The sequence below is a fragment of the Corallococcus sp. EGB genome (genome assembly GCF_019968905.1).
Taxonomy (GTDB): Bacteria; Myxococcota; Myxococcia; order Myxococcales; family Myxococcaceae; genus Corallococcus.
This window is the reverse complement of sequence record NZ_CP079946.1, coordinates 4,477,629-4,498,552: the sequence shown is the minus strand read 5'-3', so window position 1 is coordinate 4,498,552 and position 20,924 is coordinate 4,477,629. Positions and strand designations below refer to the sequence as shown.

12 protein-coding genes are annotated in these 20,924 nt (G+C 72.0%); 3 read left to right on the top strand and 9 right to left on the bottom strand.

Translation table 11 applies throughout. The features are described from left to right. Positions 1–83 precede the first annotated feature (83 nt). On the bottom strand, positions 84–1,355 hold the full coding sequence (locus KYK13_RS18820; protein WP_223646122.1) for a dihydrolipoamide acetyltransferase family protein: 1,272 nt from the start codon (positions 1,353–1,355) through the stop codon (positions 84–86). 43 nt (positions 1,356–1,398) lie between these two features. Next, complete coding sequence (lipA, locus tag KYK13_RS18815; RefSeq protein WP_223646120.1) at positions 1,399–2,328, bottom strand: lipoyl synthase; 930 nt, start codon at positions 2,326–2,328, stop codon at positions 1,399–1,401. Positions 2,329–2,468: 140 nt separating this feature from the next. On the opposite strand from lipA, the gene KYK13_RS18810 reads away from it, so the two are divergent. Further along, positions 2,469–3,314, top strand: coding sequence for a DUF72 domain-containing protein (locus KYK13_RS18810; RefSeq protein ID WP_223646119.1), 846 nt, complete (start codon positions 2,469–2,471; stop codon positions 3,312–3,314). On the opposite strand, the gene KYK13_RS39075 is transcribed toward KYK13_RS18810, so the two are convergent. The 6 genes from KYK13_RS39075 to KYK13_RS18775 form a co-directional block, all read right to left on the bottom strand. Continuing rightward, positions 3,308–4,801, bottom strand: a complete 1,494-nt coding sequence (locus tag KYK13_RS39075) for an OmpA family protein (protein ID WP_304504117.1) — start codon at positions 4,799–4,801, stop codon at positions 3,308–3,310. The two genes, KYK13_RS18810 and KYK13_RS39075, sit on opposite strands and share 7 nt — an antisense overlap. A gap of 209 nt (positions 4,802–5,010) precedes the next feature. After that, the gene (locus KYK13_RS18795; protein ID WP_223646118.1) at positions 5,011–6,183 is read right to left on the bottom strand and encodes a SpoIID/LytB domain-containing protein; all 1,173 of its coding nucleotides are present in this window, start codon (positions 6,181–6,183) and stop codon (positions 5,011–5,013) included. After that, the gene (gene pbpC, locus KYK13_RS18790) at positions 6,180–8,483 is read right to left on the bottom strand and encodes a penicillin-binding protein 1C (protein ID WP_223646655.1); all 2,304 of its coding nucleotides are present in this window, start codon (positions 8,481–8,483) and stop codon (positions 6,180–6,182) included. The genes KYK13_RS18795 and pbpC overlap by 4 nt, the downstream gene beginning before the upstream one ends. Continuing rightward, positions 8,483–14,380 (bottom strand): Ig-like domain-containing alpha-2-macroglobulin family protein, encoded by a 5,898-nt coding sequence (locus KYK13_RS18785; RefSeq protein WP_223646117.1) that lies wholly within the window; start codon positions 14,378–14,380, stop codon positions 8,483–8,485. The genes pbpC and KYK13_RS18785 overlap by 1 nt, the downstream gene beginning before the upstream one ends. Before the next feature lie 424 nt (positions 14,381–14,804). Next, complete coding sequence (locus tag KYK13_RS18780; protein ID WP_223646116.1) at positions 14,805–16,166, bottom strand: hypothetical protein; 1,362 nt, start codon at positions 16,164–16,166, stop codon at positions 14,805–14,807. 65 nt (positions 16,167–16,231) lie between these two features. Beyond that, entirely contained in the window at positions 16,232–17,188 is a 957-nt protein-coding gene (locus KYK13_RS18775; protein ID WP_223646115.1) for an SDR family oxidoreductase, read from the bottom strand. 102 nt (positions 17,189–17,290) lie between these two features. Here KYK13_RS18775 and KYK13_RS18770 point away from each other — a divergent pair, with 102 nt between their 5' ends. Further along, entirely contained in the window at positions 17,291–18,289 is a 999-nt protein-coding gene (locus KYK13_RS18770; RefSeq protein WP_223646114.1) for a YafY family protein, read from the top strand. On the opposite strand, the gene lpdA is transcribed toward KYK13_RS18770, so the two are convergent. Next, positions 18,286–19,683, bottom strand: a complete 1,398-nt coding sequence (gene lpdA / locus KYK13_RS18765) for a dihydrolipoyl dehydrogenase (protein WP_223646113.1) — start codon at positions 19,681–19,683, stop codon at positions 18,286–18,288. The genes KYK13_RS18770 and lpdA overlap by 4 nt on opposite strands. 114 nt (positions 19,684–19,797) lie before the next feature. Here lpdA and KYK13_RS18760 point away from each other — a divergent pair, with 114 nt between their 5' ends. Further along, positions 19,798–20,907 (top strand): hypothetical protein, encoded by a 1,110-nt coding sequence (locus KYK13_RS18760; RefSeq protein WP_223646111.1) that lies wholly within the window; start codon positions 19,798–19,800, stop codon positions 20,905–20,907. Positions 20,908–20,924 lie beyond the last annotated feature (17 nt).

Sequence of the window (20,924 nt, the reverse complement as noted above, 5' to 3'; positions counted from 1 at the left end):
TCAGCGTTGCTCTTCCGGAGGTCCCCCGCCTCCCGGCCGCCCCCCGGAGCTGGAGCGGTCGGGAGTCCCCACGACGCGTGCCCTCACGCCATCGCGAGGAACAGCAGGTCCGGCGCTTCCAGGTACTTGATGATCTCGTACACGAAGCTCGCCGCGACATCACCGTCGATGACGCGGTGGTCGCAGGACAGCGACAGGTTCATCATGTCCCGAACCACGACCTGGTCGTTCTTCACCGCCGGGCGCTTCTTCAGCTTGTGAACGCCCAGGATGCCCACCTCCGGGTGGTTCAGGATGGGCGTGGCGAACAGGCCGCCGCTCTGGCCCAGCGACGTGATCGTGAAGGTGCCGCCCGTCAGCTCCTCCATCTTCAGCTTGCGGTCGCGCGCCGCGTTGCTCAGGCGGGAGATCTCCTTCGCCAGCTCGCCCAGCGTGAGCTGATCCGCGTTCCTCACCACCGCCACCGTGAGGCCGTCCGGCGTGGCCACCGCGATGCCGATGTTGTACTCGCCGCGAACCACCAGCTCCTGGGTCGCCTCGTCGAAGTTCGCGTTGAGGTGCGGGAACTTCTTCATCGCAGCGATGGTCGCCTTCACGATGAACGGCAGGTACGTGAGCTTCGTGCCGTCACCGGCCGCCGCCAGCTGGCTGTTGAGCCGCGTGCGCAGCGCGACCAGGTCCGTGGCGTCCACCTCCTCCACGAACGCGAAGTGCGGCATCGTGAACTTCGAGCGCACCATCTTCTCGGCGATCTTCTTGCGCAGCCCGCGCAGCGCGATGCGCTCGTCGCCCTTGCCGGAGGCCACCGGCGGCGCAGCGGGACGCGCGGCCTGGGGCGCGGGGGCCGCGACCTCGTTCTTCTTCGGCGCGCCGTTGCCACCCTCCAGCGCGGCCACCACGTCCGCCTTCGTCACGCGGCCCTGCGGCCCCGAGCCGGTGATCTCCGACAGGTCCAGGCCGTGCTCGCGCGCCATGCGGCGCGTGACGGGCGTGGCCAGCACCTTCGTGGCCGAAGCCGGCGCCGCGGACGCCGCCGTTTGCGCGGGGGCGGCCGCCGGAGCGCCATGGGACGCGGAAGCGCCGTGGGCCGGAGCCTCCGCCGGGGGCGCGCTCCCCTCCATCTCCAGCGTCACCAGCAGCTGGTGCACCTTCGCCATGTCGCCCTCACGGCCGTGCGTCTTCACGACGCGGCCGGCGTGGGGGCTGGGCACCGTGACGGTGGCCTTGTCCGTCATCACCTCGGCGAGCACCTGGTCTTCCTTCACCAGGTCGCCCTCCTTGACGTGCCACTTCACGAGCTCGCCTTCCGTCACGCCTTCGCCGAGATCCGGGAGCTTGAATTCGAAAGTCGCCATGAGGGGGAGTGTCTCTCTCTGGTTGGGGAAGGGGTGCGTCCGGTCAGCCGAGTCGCTCGACGCGCTCGCGCTCCATCAGGCCCTTCATGAAGAACTCGGCGGCGCGGTAGCTGGAGCGCACCAGCGGCCCGGATGCCACGTAGAGGAATCCGTAGGACTCCGCCAGCGTCTTGTACGCCTCGAACTGCGCGGGCGTCACGAAGCGTTCCACGCGCAGGTGGTACTGCGACGGCTGCAGGTACTGGCCCAGCGTGAGCACGTCCACGCCCACGTCGCGCAGGTCCTTGAACGTGCGCTCCAGCTCCTCGTCCGTCTCGCCCAGGCCCACCATCACGGACGTCTTGGTGTAGACCTTCTCCGGGCGGTTCTTGAGGTACTCCAGCACGCGCAGGGACTGGCAGTACGTCGCGCGGCGGTCGCGCACCGTGGGCGTCAGCCGCTCCACCGTCTCCACGTTGTGCGCCACCACGTGCGGCTTCGCCTGCGCCACCGTGGCCAGGTCCTCTTCCTTCCCCTTGAAGTCAGGGATGAGGACCTCCACGAGCGTGCGCGGGCTCTCCTTGCGCAGCTCCCGGATGGCGGAGGCGAAGTGGCCGGCGCCCCCGTCCGGACGGTCGTCGCGGTTCACCGACGTGACGACGATGTACTCGAGGTTCATCTCCTTCACCGCCTGCGCCAGATGGATGGGCTCCATCGGGTCCAGCGGCGGGGGTGCCCCCACCTTCACGTGGCAGAAGCGGCAGGCGCGCGTGCAGACCTCGCCCATCAGCATCACCGTGGCGGTGCCTCCGCCCCAGCACTCGGCGATGTTCGGGCAGCGGGCCTCCTCGCACACCGTGGACAGCCCCACCCGCTTCACAATGGCCTTCACCCGCTCATAGCCTTCGCCATGAGGCAGGCGCACCTTCAACCACTCGGGCTTGCGGGTGCTTTCTGAGACCTGTGGGAGGGGAAACCGATCAGGAGTCGCCATGGGTCGCGGGCCTTCTAGAGGGTGGGTGAAAGCAGGGTCAAGCGTGAAGCCCTAACGCCTCGCGTTAGCGCGGGCCAACCCCGAGCACAACTTCCAGCAGGTGTAACGCGGTGGACAGGGCGCGGCCACGTGGGGCGGGCATGTCCATCCTCCGGCGCATGGCGGCCATCCACCTGGGGACCAGCGGGTACGTCTACAAGCACTGGAAGGGGCTCTTCTACCCGGACGGGCTGCCGGTCCGCCGCTGGCTCCCCTACTACGCGCAAGTGTTCTCCACCGTGGAGCTCAACGCCACGTTCTACCGCCTGCCCACGGAGGCGGCCGTGGACGCCTGGCGTGAACAGGTGCCCCGGGGGTTCCGCTTCGCGTGCAAGGGCAGCCGCTTCCTCACGCACCTCAAGCGCCTCACGGAGGTGGGCGCGGGCGTGGAGCACTTCCATTCACGCGTGCTGCGGCTGGGGGACAGGCTGGGCCCGGTCCTCTGGCAGCTGCCGCCGACGATGAAGACGGCGGATCCCGAGCGGCTGGAGCGCTTCCTCGCCCACCTGCCGGGCGGCGTCCAGCACGTCTTCGAGTTCCGGCACGCGGCCTGGTACCACCCGGAGGTGCTCGCGGTGCTGGAGGCCTACGGCGCGGCGGTGTGCGAGCACGACCTGGTGGAGGCGCCGGTCCCCCACCCCACCGGCGGCTTCCGCTACCTGCGCTTCCACGGCGCTCATGCCCGCTACGAGGGCCGCTATGGGCGCCGCGCGCTCCGGCGGGTGGCCGATGATTTGAGGGCCTGGCGCGACTCAGGCCGGACGGCCTGGGTGTTCTTCAACAACGACCTGCGGGGCCACGCGCTGCTGGACGCGTTCGACCTGGCGGACCTGCTGGGTGCGCCGCTGCACCGGCCGGACCCGGCCGCTGTCCCCCAGACAGCGGCGCCCGGCCCTCCGCATGAGGACCGGACGCCACCGGGACCGCGTGCGCGGGGGGATTACTGACCGAGCACCTGCACCTCGATGCGGCGGTTCTGCACGCGGCCCTGGGCCGTGTCGTTGGAGGCGATGGGATTCGCGTCACCCTCGCCACTGACCTCGATGCGGTCCTGCGGGATGCCCCGGCGCACGAGCGCCCGGCGCACGCTCTCCGCGCGGCTCTGCGACAGCTGCCGGTTGGCGTCCGCGTTGCCGGTGGAGTCCGTGTAGCCGGTGATGCGCACGCGCGTGTCGGCCTTCTCCTGCATCACGTTCCCCAGCTCGCCCACCATGCGCTGGCTCTTCGGGGTGAGCTGCGACGAGCCGGTCTTGAAGTCGACGCCCTCCAGCACGAAGCCCTGCTCCGCGCTCGGGCTGTTGAAGGCCTCGCGCAGGCTGTTGGTGTCGGTCACGCGCATCTTCTCCTGGCCGGAGCCGCCGGTGCCCGCGTTGCCCTGCTTCCCGGTGTCCGCGGCGCCCGCGTTCTGGTTCCCCTGGCCGGAGCCGCCAGTGCCGTCATTGCCCTGGGTCCCGGTGTCCGCCGCGCCCTGCTTCTGCGGGGCACTGGAGCCACCGGTGCCCGCGTTGTTGGGCTGCGCGCCGGAGCCACCCGTCGCGGGCGGGTTCGGCTGTGCGGCCTGCGGCGGGGGCGCGGGTGGCGTCGCGGGCGCGGGCGGCGGGGACTGCGCGACGCGGTTCTGCGAGGGCGGCGGGACGGTGCGGCTCACCGGCGTGACCCGCGCGGGCTCGTGCCTGCGTCCGCGCAGGGCGCCCCACGCGAGCACGATCAGGGCCAGCAGGGCCAGCGGAATGGCCCAGCCGGCGATGCTCTTCTTTCGTTCCGGCGGACGGGCATGGGACGTGCGGGGCGGCGGCTCGCGCACGGTGTGCGTCTCCCGCACGGGGGTCGTCTCGCGGACCTGCGATACCGGCTCCCGGTGAGGCTCGATGACCTCCGCGACCGCGTGGCGCGCACCGCCGAAGCCCAGGACGCTGCCCAGGCCGGCCGGCATCGCGGCGGCGATGTTGTTGCGCTGGCCGTTGAGCAGCTGCATCAGCCCGGACGCCCCCATGCGCTGGTCGCGCACCTGCTTGCCCAGCACGCCCATCAGCATGGGGGCAGCGAAGGACAGCAGCCGCGTCGACGAGCCGGCGTTGCGCATGCCGCCGAAGCGCGTGAGCGCCTCGGTGACGCCGCCCAGCTTGTTGCCAAAGAGGCCGCCCAGCATCCCCTTGCCGCGCTCCTCCTCATCGAGCAGCCCTTCAGCGACGCCGCCCGCGCGCGGAGGCGCGTCAGGTCCGGTGTAGCCGCCCTCGTTGAGTCGGGTCAGCAGGCGGTGGGCGCCGGCCTCGTTTCCGCCCTGGTCCACGACGCCCGCGGCCACGGCGGCGATGGTGCCCGGCAGGGCCTTGGTGGTCGCCTGCGGATCCTCGCCCAATGCGCCGCTGATCTTCTGGATCAATCCCTGCTGCATGAACTGCGAGCCGACTGCTTCGATCAGGTTGAACGCCATGTGATGCCTCCCGGTTGGGTTCCGCACCGGGATGGCCGGTGCGCGAAGCCACCTCCCCACCGGACAGCGCGGGGCTCAGGGCTCTGGAGCAATCGATACGGAGCCCCCTGGATACTGGTAAGCCCTTTACAGAGAGGCGTGGGAGAGCCCCCGGAGGCCCGTCACCTGCGCGGACGACTGCGAGCGAGTGGCCATCATGGCCCCCGCGTTCACTTGTCCCGCGGCGTTTCCAGAAGGGCGCGTGGGAAGTAGTGCGCGAGCAACTGTTCGGCGGTCCATCCCTGCCGTGCGAGCAGGGCCGCGCCGGCCTGGCAGAGACCGACGCCATGGCCGTGGCCCTGCCCTTCGAGCAGTGCCTGGTCTCCGCCAAGCGTCATCGAGAAGCGAGCGCTGCGGATCCGATCCCACCCGGCGCGGGCCCCGAGCGCGCGGAAGAACGCATCACCGCGGGCATCGCGCCCCGAAGCGCGGTCCACGACGCGCACCACCGCGCCGCTGGAGTCCCGGTCCAGCAGCAGGTCCTCCGCCTGGGACGGGCCTCCGAGCGCATCCGCTGCGGCGGCGCTCACCAGAGCGCGCGGCACGACGGCGCGCCAGGGCGACGCGGGGCATCGGTCCGGCACGGCGGCGGCGCCGGTGAGGTCCGGGGCGCCGAACACGGCCACGGGTTCGGACGTGTGTCCGCCGCAGCTGGCGTGGAAGGGAGCGAGGGCAATGGCACCACCGGGCAGGCGCAGCACCATGCCCTCCGTGGAGCGGGCGGCATCGCGGGCGCGGCGCAGGTGGCGGGCGAAGCCCTCACCGCGAAGGACCTGGCAGTGGGTGAGGTCGCAGGCCCGGGCCTCGTCATGGCGCTTGCCGGAAGCGAGCACGTAGCTGCGGGCGGTGATGGCCTGGGCGCGCAGCGCTTCGAAGGGCGTGTCGACCTCGGTCTCGCTCGCGGTGACGGCGGCGACGTAGTCCTCCAGCGCGAAAGTGGCGACGACGATCAACTCCCCGTCCCGGGCCTCCAGGGACAGCGCGGCCTCATAGCGCCGGTCCAGCCCCCGGCCCCGGACGCGCCAGCGCCCCGCGTCGAGCCGCAGGGCGTGTGGCTGGGGGCGCCCCTCCACGACGAGGGTGTTCCCCGAAGCCACGGCCTCCAGCGAGCGCGGGCCATCGAGCCGCAGGCGCGCGGGCTGGTGCTTCGAGAGGATGCGAACGTCGACCTGGGTGTCGGCCGTGGGCTTCCGCGCACGGGGGTCGGGCCCGGAAGGATGGCTCGCGGAATTGGGCGGGGCATGCGGATGGGCCGGTGGCACCAGCGCGCCCGCGCTCCCGACACCGGGCGCCGTGCCCGCCACCAGCGCGGCGATGAGCACGGCCACGCCCACCGCGTTCATCGGACGCGGTACCGCGTCACCGCCAGCGGTTCGGATCCACCGGGCGCCCACAACTCCAACCGGCGCTCGCCCTCCACCGCGGGCAGCCGCGTCACGAAGGGCGGGCGCAGCTCGATGCGGCGGCCGTCGTCCGTGCGCAGCTCCAGCAGCGTCGCCCCTTGAGGCGCCATCACGCGCACGGGCACCGCCTGCGCGCTTTCGGGCAGCTGCGGCTCCACCAGGAACTCGTCCCCGTTCGCCGGCAGGATGAAGCCGGGCTGCGACCCCGGCCCTCCCTCGGAGCCCACCGACTCGGAGGCCAGGCCTTCCGCCTGGGCCCACGCGAGGTATGCCGGGCCCACGTCCAGGGCGCCGTCGCTCCGGTGCATGGTGCACGCGTGGCGCGGCGCCGTGCCCGGCAGGTAGACCTCCTTCATCGCGCCGGGACAGTTCGGGCCCGCGCGCTCACCGGACAGCGGACAGATCTCCGCGGACTCGAAGTGGCTCCGGTCCACCAGCGGCGCGGCGCGAAGGCCCTTCATCGCGAGCGCCATCACCCGCGCGAACACCGGGCCCGCGCCCGTGATGCCGGACACCCCGCGCATCGGCGTGCCGTCGAAGTTGCCCACCCATACGGCCACCGTTCGCTCGCGCGTGAAGCCCGCCGCCCAGTTGTCCACGTGCGCCCGGCTCGTCCCCGTCTTCGCCGCCACGCGGAACGGCAGCCGCAGCGCATTGTCCAGGCCGAAGGCCGGCGCCCGCGCGGCCTCGTCCGCGAGCACGTCCGTGAGCAGCTCCACCGGCCGCGCCGCCAGGAAGCGGTGCTCCTCCATCTCCATCGGGATGCGCAGCGGCGAGCCATCCGGCCCGGACGCCGCGCGCACCTCCCGCAGCGGCCCCACCACCCCACCCCGCGCCAGCCCCCGGTATGCCCGCGCCAGCTCGCGCAGCGTCACGTCGCCGTTGCCCAGCACGATGCCCACGCCGTAGTGCGACGCGCTCTCCGTCAGGCTCTGGAAGCCCGCCTCGCGCAGCACGCGCAGCACCTGATCCGGTCCCAGCGCGTCCGCGACCCGCACAGCCGGGATGTTGTAGCTGGACGCCAGCGCCGCCCGCAGCCGCACCGGCCCGTGCACGCGCCGGTCGTAGTTCTTCGGCACGTACGCGCCGCCCGGCGTCGCCAGGTGCACCTCCACGTCCGCGAGCACGCTCGACGGCGTGAAGCCCTTGCTCAGCGCCAGCCCGTACGCGAACGGCTTGAGCGCCGACCCCGGCTGCCGCAGCGACCGGACGCCGTCGTTCTGCCCGCCCTTCTCCTCATCCAGGAAGTCCGAGGACCCCACATACGCGAGCACCTCGCCCGTCGCGTTGTCCACCACGATGGCCGCCGCCTCGCCCACGCGCCGGTGCGCCAGGCCCCGCAGCTCCTCCGTGATGGCCTTCTCCACCTCCGCCTGGAGCGCCGGGTCGATGGTCGTCTCGATGCGCGCCGCCCCGTCCAACCCCATCTCCGGCAGCCGCTGGAGCAGCGCCGTCGTCAGGTGCGGGACCTCGAACACGCGCTCCGGAGGCACCAGGTCCAGCGGCGTCTCCTCCGCCAGCTTCGCCTCCCCCTTCGTCAGGAAGCCCTCCTCCACCATGCGCGAGAGCACGTCGCGCATCCCGGCCCTGGCCATCTCCGGCCGCCGGTAGGGGTCCCTCCGCGCCGGAGAGCGCGCCATGCCCGCGAGCAGCGCCGCCTGCCCCACCGACAACCGCTCCGCGGGCCGCCCGAAGTACCGCTGCGCCGCCGCCTCCACTCCGAACGTGGAGTTCCCCAGCGGCACGCGGTCCAGGTACTCCAGCAGCACCCGCTCCTTGGACAGGTGCGCCGTCAGCCGCAGCGCCCAGAGCGCCTCGCCGGCCTTGCCCCACCACGAACGCTCCCGGGGCACCAGCCTGCGCGCCAGCTGCTGCGGAATCGTGGACGCGCCGGACACGATGCGCCCGGCCGCCACGTTGTCGCGCGCCGCCCGGGCCACCGCCACCACGTCCACGCCCGGGTGCCGCGCGAAGCGTTGATCCTCCGCGGCGATGAAGGCCTGCCGCACCCGCGAGGGAATGCGCCCCCCCGGCAGCCCCACGCTCCGCCCGTCCTCGCGGGAGAGCACCTCGCGCAGGGTGTGACCCGTGCGGTCGGTGAGCACCAGCGAAGACAGCGCCTCGCGGGACAGCAACGTCCCCGGCAGGGGCCACGCGATGAACACCCCGCAGCCCGCCACCACGAGCGCCGCGAGGATCCCCACGGCGCGCACCACCGCGCGAAGCGTGAGGCGCTTCATCACTTCGAAGCGACCTCGTCCGGCATCAGCACCGGGAAGCGTCCGCCCTCGGAGCGGCCGAACACCTCCGGCGCGTACATCTCCTCCGCGTGCGCGGGCTTGAGCAGGAAGTCGCCCGGCGTCGTGGCCCGGGCGACGAAGCTCGCCACGTGCACGCCGGGGGGCAGCTCGTCAGCGAAGAACACCACGCGGTCATCGCGCATCTCCGTGTGGTTGAACGGCGACCAGAAGCGCGTCGCCCAGAAGTTGTTGCCCTCGTCCGTCTCCGACAGGTCCTCCTCGCTCTCGTACTCGTAGCCCTCGCCGGGCCCCTCCTCCTGACCGGAGCCCGCGGGGCCCGGCAGGTTCGCCGTGCTGGCCAGCGACGTGTCCACCGGCTCCAGGCCCGCGGGCAGCGGCACGTCCACCGCCACGAAGCTGCGGCGCATCGGCGTGGCCACGCGCACGCGCACGCGCACCAGCTCTCCCGCGCGCGCCGCCTTCGCCTGCCCGCCGCCCGCGTACGGCTCGAACCAGCGCTGGACGATGAGGCCCCGGTCCATGGGGTCCACCGGCAGCTGCGCCGGCGCGTAGCGCAGGAGCGCCCCGTAGTAGAGGTTGCCCGTGCCGTTCACCCCGAAGGTGAAGGGCTGCGCCTTGTCCGCCGGGCCCAGCTTCTCCACCGGCACCTGCACCGTCTTCACCGCCATGTCGCGGCCCTTGAAGTCGGCGGAGGCAATCACCTGCCCGCCCAGCTTCACCACCGCCTCGAAGGACGGCGTGGCCGTCTCCTTGCGGCGCACCACCTCCGACAGCGCCATCAGCGTGAAGGCCGCCTCCTGCGTGTTGCGGAAGCGCCCATCCCCCTCGCGCGCGGACGCCAGGTAGCGCCCCATCTTCGACACGTAGGGGTGGTCCGGCTGCACGTCCGCCAGCGTCTGGAGCACCAGCGCCGTGGTGCGCGTGTCGGAGGACCAGAGCGGCGCGTACGTCCTCGCGTCCGTCTCCTGGAAGTGCACGCCCGCCGCGGACTCCTGGGCCGTGTTGAGCAGCTCCTGGAGCATCGTCTGGCCCTGCGCGCGGTTGCCCTTCCCCACGAAGATGGCGTCCGTCAGCATCGCCCGAGCGAAGAGCGGCAGCTTCTGCCGCTGCTCGAACAGCTCGTTGTAGTACGACGGCCGGGGCGCCCCCATGCGCGCCAGCGTGTAGAGCGCGAAGGCCCGCGTCTCCAGCCCCATCTCGCTGCAGCCGGAGCCGCACTGCATGCACACGCCCGGCGCCACCTTGTCCGCCAGGAACTTCTTCGCCTTGTCGAGCACGGCCGCGTCCACCGGGTAGCCCACCTCCTTCGCGCGCGCCAACGCCAGCGTCGCGTACGCGGACGCATACGGCGACGAGCACTCGCTGGAGGCCCAGAAGCGGAAGCCGCCGTCGTGGCTCTGGAGCGCCTGGATCTTGCGCACCGTCGCCGTCACCACCGTGTCCGGATCCAGAGAGCCCTGCGTCTTCAGCGCGTCCTCGCTGAGGAAGCCGCGCACGAACGCCTGCTTCTGCTCGTCCGAGCCGCCGGTCCACGGCACGCCGAACTTGCCGGACAGCTCGCGCAGCGCGACGAACGGCACCAGCCGCGACGACATCTGCTCCAGGCAGCCGTAGGGGTAGTCCACCAGCTGGTTCATGGACTCCTCGAACCCGCCCATCACCGTGGAGGACATCGTCACCGTGAGGCCGCCCATGCCCGGGCGCACACCGCCCGGCGGCTTCAGGCCCTCCACGCGCTCGCTCGTGGTGTCGCCGTAGGTGGCCACCGCCTCCATGCCCACGGGCAGCTGCACGGGGATCTTCTGCTCCACCGCGTCCGTCTCTCCGCCGCCCGCGACGGAGAAGCGCAGCACCGCGGTGCCCGGCTGCTCGGCCACGAAGGTGAAGCGCACCTCGCGGGCCTTGCCATCCAGCTGCACCGTCTTCTCCGCCGGCCCCTCCACGCGCACGCCCGTGAGCTGCGCGGTGACCCTGGCCTCCTTGATGGCCGGGTTGGTGGTGTGGATGACCACGCCCGCTTCCGCCTTGTCCCCCACGCGCACCAGCCGGGGCAGCGCCGGGAGCGCCAGGAGCGGCTTGGCCACCTGCACCTTGCTCTCGCCCACGCCGAAGCGATCCGCGTCCGTCACGGCCACGGCCATGATCCGGAAGGTGGTCAGGTTGTCCGGCAGCGTGAACTCCACCTTCGCCTGGCCCTGGTCGTCCGTCTCCACCGACTGGAACACCGCCGTCGTCTTGAAGTTGGACCGGATGCCGGAGCCCGTCGTGTCGGAGCCGCCGGAGCCGCCCGGCCGCGAGCCCTTCTCGCCGTACAGCTTGCGCAGCACCAGGTGGATGAGCGGCTCGCCGATGCGCACCGACAGGCCGCGCTCCTGGAACATCGCGTCCACCGGATCCGGCGTCTTGTAGCCCGTCAGGCGCAGCACGCCCTCGTCCACGGCCCAGAGCGTCACTTCGGACTTCGTGCCCTGGCCCGCCGCGTCCTTCACCGCGACGTTCACCGTCACCTTGTCGCGCGGACGCTTCTCCGGCGCGTCCGGCGTCAGCGCCACCGACAGGCGCTTGGACTTCTTCTCCACCCGGAGCTGCGTGTAGCCCACGCGCACCGCGGGGCGGCCCGGGTCGTCGCCGGATTCGATGCCCTTGGCCGCCTCCACGCGGCCGCGCACCAGCACCACGCCCACGTAGACGTTGGGGATGGCGCCTTCACCCAGCGGGACATCCAGCGCGGTGGCGCTGCCCTTGAGCTTCACGCGGCGCACGCTGAGCACGCCCTCGCGCTCCACCGTGAGGATGGCGTCCGCCTGCGGGTACGGGCTCTTCACCAGGACCTTCGCGGTCTCACCCACGTCATACTGCTGCTTGTCCGCCACCAGGTCGATGCGGTCCGTGTCGTTGCGCTGCCAGGACACCCAGCCGGAGCCGGTGACGTAGAGCGAGTCGCGCGTCGTCGCCTTGCGGCCCTTTGCGTCCGTGGCCACCGCCTCCATCACGTACAGGCCGGGCTCGGCGGGGGTGAACCTGCACGGCTGAGGCGTCGCCGCGCTCTTCACCGCGCACTTCGCGGCCTCCGTCTCCACGGGCTCCGTGACGGTGAACCACTGGCCGCCCTCGCCCTTCTTGCGGATGGACTTCCACTCGCGGCGCTTGATGCTCACGTCCACCGCGACGCCCTCCTGGCGCTTGCCCTCCGGCGACACGGCGACCAGCTCCAGGCCCACCTCCTTGCCCGCCTCCGCGAAGCCGGTGGAGAGCGTGCGCAGGCCCGCGTAGACGGCCGCGGGGTGCACGATGATGAGGTTGCGGTTGGCCACGCGCTGGCGGTTGACGTCCTCCACCTCCGCCTCCAGCGTGTACTCCCACGTCTTGCCGCCGGGCGCGTCCGCGGTGCCCAGCGACAGCGCCAGCTGGCCCTGCGCGTCCGTGCGGCCGTCACCGGAGCCGAACGACTCGGCGCTGTGCTCCGGCTGGTCGTCGTCCCACCACCAGGTGTTCACCCCGAAGGTGAAGGACTCGTTGCCCGGGGGCGTGAAGAAGGAGCTCTCGCGCTGCACGTTCCAGCGCACCTGCGCATCGCCCATGGCGCCGCCGAACAGGTAGCGCGCGTCCACGCTGGCGGTGAGCGGTTCGCCGGCCGCGACGTCCCGCCTGGGCACCGCCACGTCCACGCGGAACTGCGGCGCGCGGTATTCCTCCACGCGGAAGGTGCCGCCGTAGCTCAGCGTCTCGCCGCCGACCTTCAGCTGCGCGGAGACGTCGTAGAAGCCCAGGGGCATGTCCTTGCCCAGCTTGAGGTCCGCGCGGAAGGTGCCGTACTTCGTGACCGAGGCCTCCGTCTGGAAGACCTTCTCGCCGCGCGAGCTGGTCACCGTCACCTTCGCCTTCGCGTTCGCGGGCGGCGACTTGAGCACGCCCAGGCGGCGGTAGCGCGCCACGCCCTTGAGCATCACGTCGTCACCGGGGCGGTAGATGCCGCGGTCGGCGAACACGAAGCCCAGGCTGTCCGGGACGCGGCCCTCCCACGCGCTCCGCAGCGAGAACGCGCCGGGCGACATGCCGCCCTCCCACGTCGACAGCGTCACGCCGATGTCCGTGTCCTTCTGCGCGGACACCATGGCCCACGGCGTGCTCCAGGCGGACTCATTCTTGGGCTTGAGCAGCTCCGACAGGCCCGGCACCTTCGCCAGGCCGTTCGCGTCCGTCGCGCCCGTCCACTGCGAGGTGCCCGCCTGGTCCCAGAGCGTGAGCTGCGCGTCCGGCACCGGGGCGCCCGTCGCCAGCGACGTCACCCACACGATGCCGGAGGCGGCGCCCAGCTTCGCGTGCACCGCCAGGTCCGTCACCTGCCCGATGACGCGGCGCGGGTACTTCTGCTTGAGCGCCGGCGCATCGAGCTTCGCGAGGAACAGGCCCGTCTTCGCCCCGTTGAACGCCGGCCGCAGGTCGAGCGGCGAGGTGCGCTGCACGTTGCGCTCGGCCCGGGTGTCCACCGTCGTCCGGTAGGACACCGTCGACGGCCACGTGTTGCCGTTGATGAACTGCGCCAGCTCCGCGGGGGACAGCGCCCACACCTCCGCCTGCACCTCCGGGACGTTCGTCGTCGTCAGCGGAATGGAGCCGTCACCCGAGGCCTCCACCAGCGCCTCGCTCGAGCCGGAGTCGAACGAAGGCTCCACGTCCGACAGCTTCGTCTGGCCCTGGAAGGCGGGGCCCGTCTGGCCGAAGACGTCCTTGTAACCGGCGGCGACCTTGATCGTGTACGTGGTGCCGGGGCGGTAGCGGCCGGGCAGCGCCACGTAGGGGCTCTTCCGCTCTCCCCCCGACCAGGGCATCTGCGTCTGCACGCGGTCCCAGTCGATCTCCGCCTTCGGCTCCAGCGTCACCTTCCCCTTGAGCGAGTCCACGTCCAGCTCATTGGACGTGAAGAGGATGAGCGGGCCGTAGGAGCACGCCTCGTCGCCCCAGGTGAACACGCACGCGCTCGCGGACTCCACCTTGAGCGCGCCGTAGGTGGCATACGCGTAGCTCAGCGGCTCGCCCATGGGCAGCGGGCCGTCCGTGCCCGTGAGCTCACCGTCCACCACCAGGGAGAACTGCGTCCCGGTGGGCAGCTTCTGCGCGGGCTTGAGCTCGTACTTCACGCGCCGGTCCTGCGACTTGCGCTCCGGAGCGCTGCCCACCTGCACCTCCTTCACCTCAGCGAACGGCGTCGCCTTGACCAGCGTGAGCGGGATGGGTGCGCCGATCGCGGGCGCCAGGCGCGCGTGCTGCGCCAGGTCCTTCACCGCCTGGTTGAACACCAGGGTGAAGGTCTGCTCCGGCTGCAGCCAGCGGAAGTCCGCCTCCGGCTGCGCGGACTGGAGCGCGGGGCGCGGCGTCTCGAACTGGAAGGTGTACGGCTGCGCCAGCGCGGTGCCGTCCATGGCCTTGAGGCCCGCGGGCACCGTCACCGTGTACTGAGTGCCCATCTTCAGGGGGGAGGCAGGCACGAACTCCACGCTCGCGGAGCCCAGCCAGCGCCACTCGCCCTCCAGCGCCGGTTCAATCTTCGCGGGGGCCGCCAGGCCTCGCTCCGCGGCGACCGAGCCCAGGGCGATCATCGGCTTGGTGAAGGTGACGGTCGGCCGGGCGTTGCCGTAGACCTGCCCCTGCGGCCGCGCGGCCGCGATGGACAGCGGGCCCTGCGCGGCTGCGTCCTGGGCGTCGATCTTCAGCGCGGGAGGCTCGGGCAGCGGCTCGACGGCGAGGCCCGGGGACTTGGAGGACGAAGCCGGCGCGGTGCCGGTCTCCGAGGGGCCGCCCTTCGCGTCCTTGTCGCCGCGCGAACACGCGGTGGCGACGGCGAGGCAGAGGGCCAGCAGGGAGAGTCTGCGCATGGTGGGGCTCACGGAGTTCCAGGGCGGGAGCTCGTGACTGTCTCCCCCTGAAAAATGACGCAGGCACCGTACCATGGGGCATCCCGCCCTGCAGTCACTCCTGCCTCACCCGGGGAGGCGTGGCTCCCCGCCTCGGATTCCGAGCGCTTGAGAGTTCCGGACCGGGACGGGAACGCGGCCGTAGCGGGGCCGGACATCCATCACCGGGGGGCCGTCCGCGAGCACGGAGTCGGGCGCGAAGACACGGGCGATGGACACGACGCAGCCGCCCAGCAGCTTGCGCCAGCGGGACTTGGAACGGCGAAAGGATGACGCCATGGGTGCCTCCAGCCGGAACATGGAGACACCAAGGTGGAAGGGCCGCGGCGGACGGGCCATTGCACCTGTGCGCAAGGGCCCTTCGCGCACTGGACAGTGGCGGGCCCTACGCGCCGCGCAGCAGGGTGGCGCCCACGCCGAGCCCCAGCAGGAAGGCCGCGATGATGAGCAGCATCACCCAGCGCACGGCGACGCCGGTGGCGCGAGGTGCCTGCTGGCCGACAGTCGCGCGGGTGGGTGCGGATTCGTCCGGCACGAGGATGCGGACCTGGATGGCGGCGGTGCGCAGCACCTCGTCCACGTCCGTGAGGAATTTCTCGTATTCCTCCGGGGCCAGCTCCAGCGGCGCGCCGTGCTGGAACTCGTAGCGCTTCGCCACGGCCTCGAAGTTGCGCAGCACGGCCTGTCCCTTGGCCACGTCCACCCAGCCCACGACGAGCGCCGGCGCGGCGCCCTTGCGGTCCACGAGCGAGATGGCCTGACGGGCCTGCTTGCCGCCCGCGGTGCTGGGGCCTTCGGGTTCGTCCACGCGGAGGATGCGGTGCGGGGTGCGGCCGTAGATCTTGTGCTGGAGCTCCGCCTTGAGGCGCTCCGCGAGCAGCGCGGAGTGGGTGGCGAACATCGTGCGCAGCTCGGGCGTTGCCTCCGACTGGCTGGCGGCCTGCGCGGACGGAAGCGGCGCGAAGAGCACCGGCTGACTGGCCTTGCGAGGAGGCTCGGACGGAGCGCCATCCAGTTCGGCGCCACGGCCCGCGTGGATGATCTCCGGCAGCGCGAAGTCCTCTTCCCTCGCGCCGCCGTCCTTGCCGGTGCTCCGCGCGGGGCCACCGGGCCGAGCAGGGCGGACGATCTCCGGCAGGCCCTGCCCTTCCTCGCGAGCACCATTTCGACCCGGGCGGACGATCTCCGGCAGGCCCTGTCCCTCCTCGCGAGTCACGGCGCGCCCCGGACGAGCCACCTCCGGCGCGCCCTGCCCGTTCGCGCGTGCACCTCCGCGCGGCGGGCGCCCGCCCTCGCCCGCGCGCCCCCGGCCGTCCTCACGCGACGGACGCACGGCGGTCTCCGGCGCGGCGTATCCCTCGTCCTCCTCCTCCTTCCAGGGGCCCGCGTCGTCCTCTCCCCGCATCCGGGGCGGAGGCGGAGGCGTGAGCCCGTCCACGCGGGTCTCCAGGGCGGGCTCGTCGTCATCGGGCACGGGCGGCGGTGCCATCCGGGGCTCAAGGCCCGTGAGCTCAGGCACACGCGGAGCCGTGGGGGGCGCGCTCCGCTTCTGGTTGCCCCAGGTCCTGCGGCCGGGAGTTCCTGCGGCCCGGGCAGCGGCCTCCGCGGCGTCGCGCTGGGCGGAGGCCGGCACCTGGGTCTGCTCGGTCCGGACCTCTTCGGTCTCGTCCAGGTCGTCGTCGAGCGGTGCGACCCGGGTCTCGTCGATCCGATCCGGCTCGTCGTTCCTGCGGTGCCCCTTGGCCATGTGCGCGACCTCTCGCGTCAGACCATAGCGCTTCGCATGGCCTCCAGGGGCATGCACCGTGCGTCTCAGTAGCGGGGCCAGTCGGGACAGACGATCTCGATGGAGCCCCCGAGCCACGACGCATAGGCCGCGTCGTCCGCGACCGTATACGGCTTCCCATACGTCCGCTCGAAGTACTCCGCCCAGTGCGGCTGCGAGCCATCCAGGTCCGTGAAGCCGTACTCGCGCGCCAGCGTCCACGACGCGACCACGCGCCCCGCCCTGCGGTGCACGTGCGGATCCGCCGCGAGCGCCGCCACTGCGCGGCCCACGTACGCCGGCGTCTCCGACGCGATGAAGTCCGGGACGATCTTCACCGCGTCGCGCCAGTTGGACTCCTTCACCCCGAAGCCGTCCAGCATCTCCTCCGAGCGCAGGAACCCCGGCGTCACCGCCAGCGCCGTGATGTGCGTGCGGCGCAAGTCGCGCGACATCGCGAAGGCCAGCCGGATGACCGCCATCTTCGTCACGTCATACGCGACGCCGCCCCGGTAGCCGAACGAGTCCCCATCCGTCACCTCCACGATGAGGCCCCGGTCGCGCTCCAGCATCAACGGCACCACGTGCCGGCTGGTGACCAGGTGCGTGAACACGGCGCGGTCGAACATGAGGCGCGCCTTCGCGGGCGACTGCTTCCAGAACGGCAAGCCCAGCTCGTGCAGCGTCTCCCCGCCCCAGATGTCGTTGACCAGCACGTCCAGCTTCCCGGCCTCGGAGCGGATGCGCTGGCACAGCGCCTCCACCTCCTCCTCCACGCTGTGGTCCACCCGCACCGCGATGCCCTTCCCACCCAGCGCCGTCACCTGCTCCGCCGTCTCTTCAATCGTCTCCGGCCGCGACGCCCCGCTCGCCAGGTTCCCCCTCACGCTGCGCCCGGTGCAGTACACCGTGGCCCCCGCCGCCCCCAGCATCGTCGCGATTCCCCGGCCCGCGCCCCGAGTCGCTCCCGCGACCAGGGCCACCTGTCCTTCGAGTGGCTTCATGTCAGTGCTCCCCTTTCACGCGCCACCTTGCACGCCCAATCCTGACAACCCCTGTCATGATTGCCGGTCCAGGCTGCACCTCGCTTCCAGGCCGGAGGACCCATGCGCGCGGATCGCCTCGTCCACTTGTTGATGCGCCTCCAGTCCCGCCCCCGCAGCACCGTGGGCGAGCTGGCGCGCGAGCTCCAGGTCTCCAGCCGGACCGTGCACCGGGACCTGGACGCCCTCTCCACCGCGGGCGTCCCCGTCTACTCCACGCGAGGGGCCGCGGGCGGCGTGGCGCTGATGGAGGGCTGGCGCACGCAGCTCACCGGCCTCACGCGTCCGGAGCTCCAGGCCCTGGCCACGGTGGGCGCCCACGGGGCCCTGGAGGACCTGGGCCTGTCCACGCCGCTGCGCACGGGGCTGGTGAAGCTGGCGGCGGCCCTCCCCGCCCTCCAGCAACCCGCGCTGGAGCACGCGCGCCAGCGGCTCCACGTGGACGCCTCCGGCTGGTTCACCGGCCGCGAGCCCCTGCCGCACCTGGGCAAGCTGCGCGACGCCGCCTGGCAGGACCGCCGCGTGTCGCTGAGCTACCAGGACTTCGAAGGCGCCCGCTCGCGCCGGACGGTGGACCCCTACGGGCTCGTGATCAAGGCGGACCGCTGGTACCTCGTCGCCGGGACGGACAAGGGGCCGCGCGTCTTCCGGGGCGGGCGCATTGGAGACGTGCGGCTGCGGCCCGAGGGCTTCACCCGCCCGCCGGGCTTCGACCTGCCCGCGTTCTGGAAGGACTGGTGCGCGAAGTTCGCCACCGCGCGCCCGCGCTACGACGTCACCCTGGCCTGCACCCCGGAAGGCGAAGCAGCGCTGCGGAGGCTCCGTCCCCCGGCCGACAGTGAGCGCCTGGACCAGGCACCCGCGGCACGCGGCGGAGAGCGGAAGGTGACGCTGGACTTCGAGCGGGAGGCCATCGCGGTCTCCCAGCTGTGCGAAATCGGGGCGGGCGTGGAGGTGCTCGCCCCGGAACCGCTGCGCCAACGGCTGGCCGCGCTGGCGGCCTCACTGGGGGCGCTCTACGGCGGGCCCGGCCAGAAGCGGCCGGGCCGCCATGCCCGCTAGAAGTGCAGCGGGTGCCCCAGCGTGGCCTCGGCGCCCTCGTGCATGATCTCGGAGAGCGTCGGGTGCGCGTGGATGGTGTGGGCCAGCTCCTCGGTGGTGATCTCCAGCTTCATCGCGACGCAGGCCTCGGCGAGCAGCTCCGTGGCGTGCGGCCCGATGATGTGGATGCCCAGCACCTCGTCGTACTTCTTGTCGGAGACGATCTTGATGAGGCCCACCGACTCGTTGGAGATGGCCGACTTCGTGACGGCGCCGAAGGGGGCGATGCCCACCTTCACGTCGTAGCCGCGCTCCTTGGCCTTCTTCTCCGTGAGGCCCACGGACGCCACCTCGGGGTAGCAGTACGTGGCGGACGGGGTCAGGTCGTAGTTGATGGGCGCGGGGTTCTTCCCGGCGATGTGCTCCACCACCATCACGCACTCGGCGCTGGCCATGTGGGCCAGCATCGGCGTGGGGATGACGTCGCCAATGGCGTAGACGTTGGGCTCGCTGGTGCGGCACAGCGTGTCGACCTTGATGAAGCCGCGGTCCACCTGCACCGCCGTCTTGTTCAGGCCCACGTCGTCCGTGACGGGCGAGCGGCCCACCGCCGACAGGAGGATTTCGGCCTCCAGCGTCTTGGTCTCGTTGCCCACCGTCATGGTGACGCGCACGCCGTCCGCCGTGTGCTCCACCTTCTGCACCGCCGAGCCCGTGTGCACGTCGATGCCGCGGCGGCGGAAGATCTTGTCCAGCTCCTTGGAGATGTCCGCGTCCTCGATGGGGAGCAGCGCGGGCATGTACTCCACGATGGCCGTCTTGCTGCCCACGTGGTTGAACACGGAGGCGAACTCGCAGCCCACCGCGCCCGCGCCCAGGACGATGATGCTCTTGGGGATGCGGTCGATGGTCAGGATGGAGTCACTGTTCATCACCCGCTTGTGGTCCACCGCCACGTTCGGCAGGGACTTGGGCACGGAGCCCGTGGCGATGATGATGTTCTTCGTCTCCAGGGTCTGCTTGGAGCCGTCCTCCGCCGTGACCTCCACCTTGCCCTTGCCCGCGATGCGGCCGTGGCCCTTCACCACGGTGATCTTGTTCTTCTTCATCAGGAAGTCGATGCCGTTGGCGCCCTTCGTGACGACCTTGTCCTTGTGCTTCTGGGCGTTGGCCCAGTTCACGGTCGGGTTCGCCACGTCGATGCCGAAGTCGGACGACTCCTTGATGTGGTGGAAGAGCGACGCCGTCCACAGCAGCGACTTGGTGGGGATGCAGCCGCGGTGCAGACACGTGCCACCCAGGCGCTTGTCCTTTTCGATGATGGCCGTCTTCAGCCCGAGCTGGGCCGCGCGGATGGCGCCCACATAGCCGCCAGGACCCGAGCCGATGATCACCACGTCGAAAGTCTCAGCCACACACGCCTCCGGTCATTTTTGCGGATGGAACTCGCGGGCGCTGATAACCCCCGGTCCCGGTTGGAATCAAGGAGTTTGCTCGTGCGTCGCTTCCCGCTCCACACGCTTCTCTTGATGCTAGTAGCGCTGCTGGCGTTCGCGCGCCTCTATTACGTGTCGCATCAAGCCCCGCCCCCGCCGCGGGCCCCCGGGCAGGCGCCGGGCGCGACGCCGGTGAAGCTCACCCCGCCCGACCTGGGCCCCGCCGCGTGCCGCGGCCTGGACGCCGTCCTGGGGGACCTCCTCTCCTCGGACGGCGGCACCGGCGAGGATGCGGGCACGGCCTGGAGCGACGCGAGCCGCCAGCTCGGCGACTGTCTCACCCCACCCGCCGCCGCCTGCGCCAGGGGCCCGGACCTGGCCTCCCGCGAGCCCCCCTCGGAGGCGGACGGCCCGCCCCGCGCGATGCTCGCCACCCTGTGCGAGCGCTGCGCCCCCGCCAACAACCCCTGCGGCCAGGCCGTGACGCGCGCGTTGCGGGAGGCCGCCCGACGGGGGACCCCGGACCTGCCGGAGGCGCGCTGGGGCCTGGAGCGCGCGGGGCCCGCCCTGGGAACTGCCTGCCAGGAGCTCGCGCGCCTAGCCGTGGGGCCCGCCGCCGTGACGGGTGAGGTGGTGGAACCGGCGCTCCTGACGCTGCTGGAGGAACTGGCGCCCACGTGCGTGCGGACGGAACAGGTGCCCCTGTCGCTCGTGAACGCGGCGGCGGTGCAGCAGGGCCCGCGCGCGCCCCGGCTCGCGGCGCCCTACACGGCGGGCGCGGTGGAGACGCAGCCCATCCAGCCGGATCAGCAGACGGGCCCCGGGGACGCGTTCCGTGCCGTCGACCGGAACGAGCTGTCCGGGGTGAAGCTGCCCATGGCGGACGCGGGCTCGGGCCCAGGCTCGGACGGTACGCTGCGGCTCGCATACGCGCCGGCGCTCAAGGTCGCGGTGTCCTTCCAGGTCCAGGCCACGGGGCCGGGCTCGCTGCGGGCGCACATCCGCGCTCCCGACGGCGTGGGGCACGCGGAGCCGGACGGCAAGGGCTTCTTCGTGGATCCCACCGTGTGCCGCTTCCAGGGCACGGGCCGGTGGGAGATCTGCAAGCCCGCGGTCCCCCTGCTCGACGTGGACGCGGTGAGCGTCCTACCGGAGCGGCCGGGGGTGGAGCTGAAGGAGCTGGAGATCAACGGCGCCCGGTAGCTCGGGCGCCACGACGC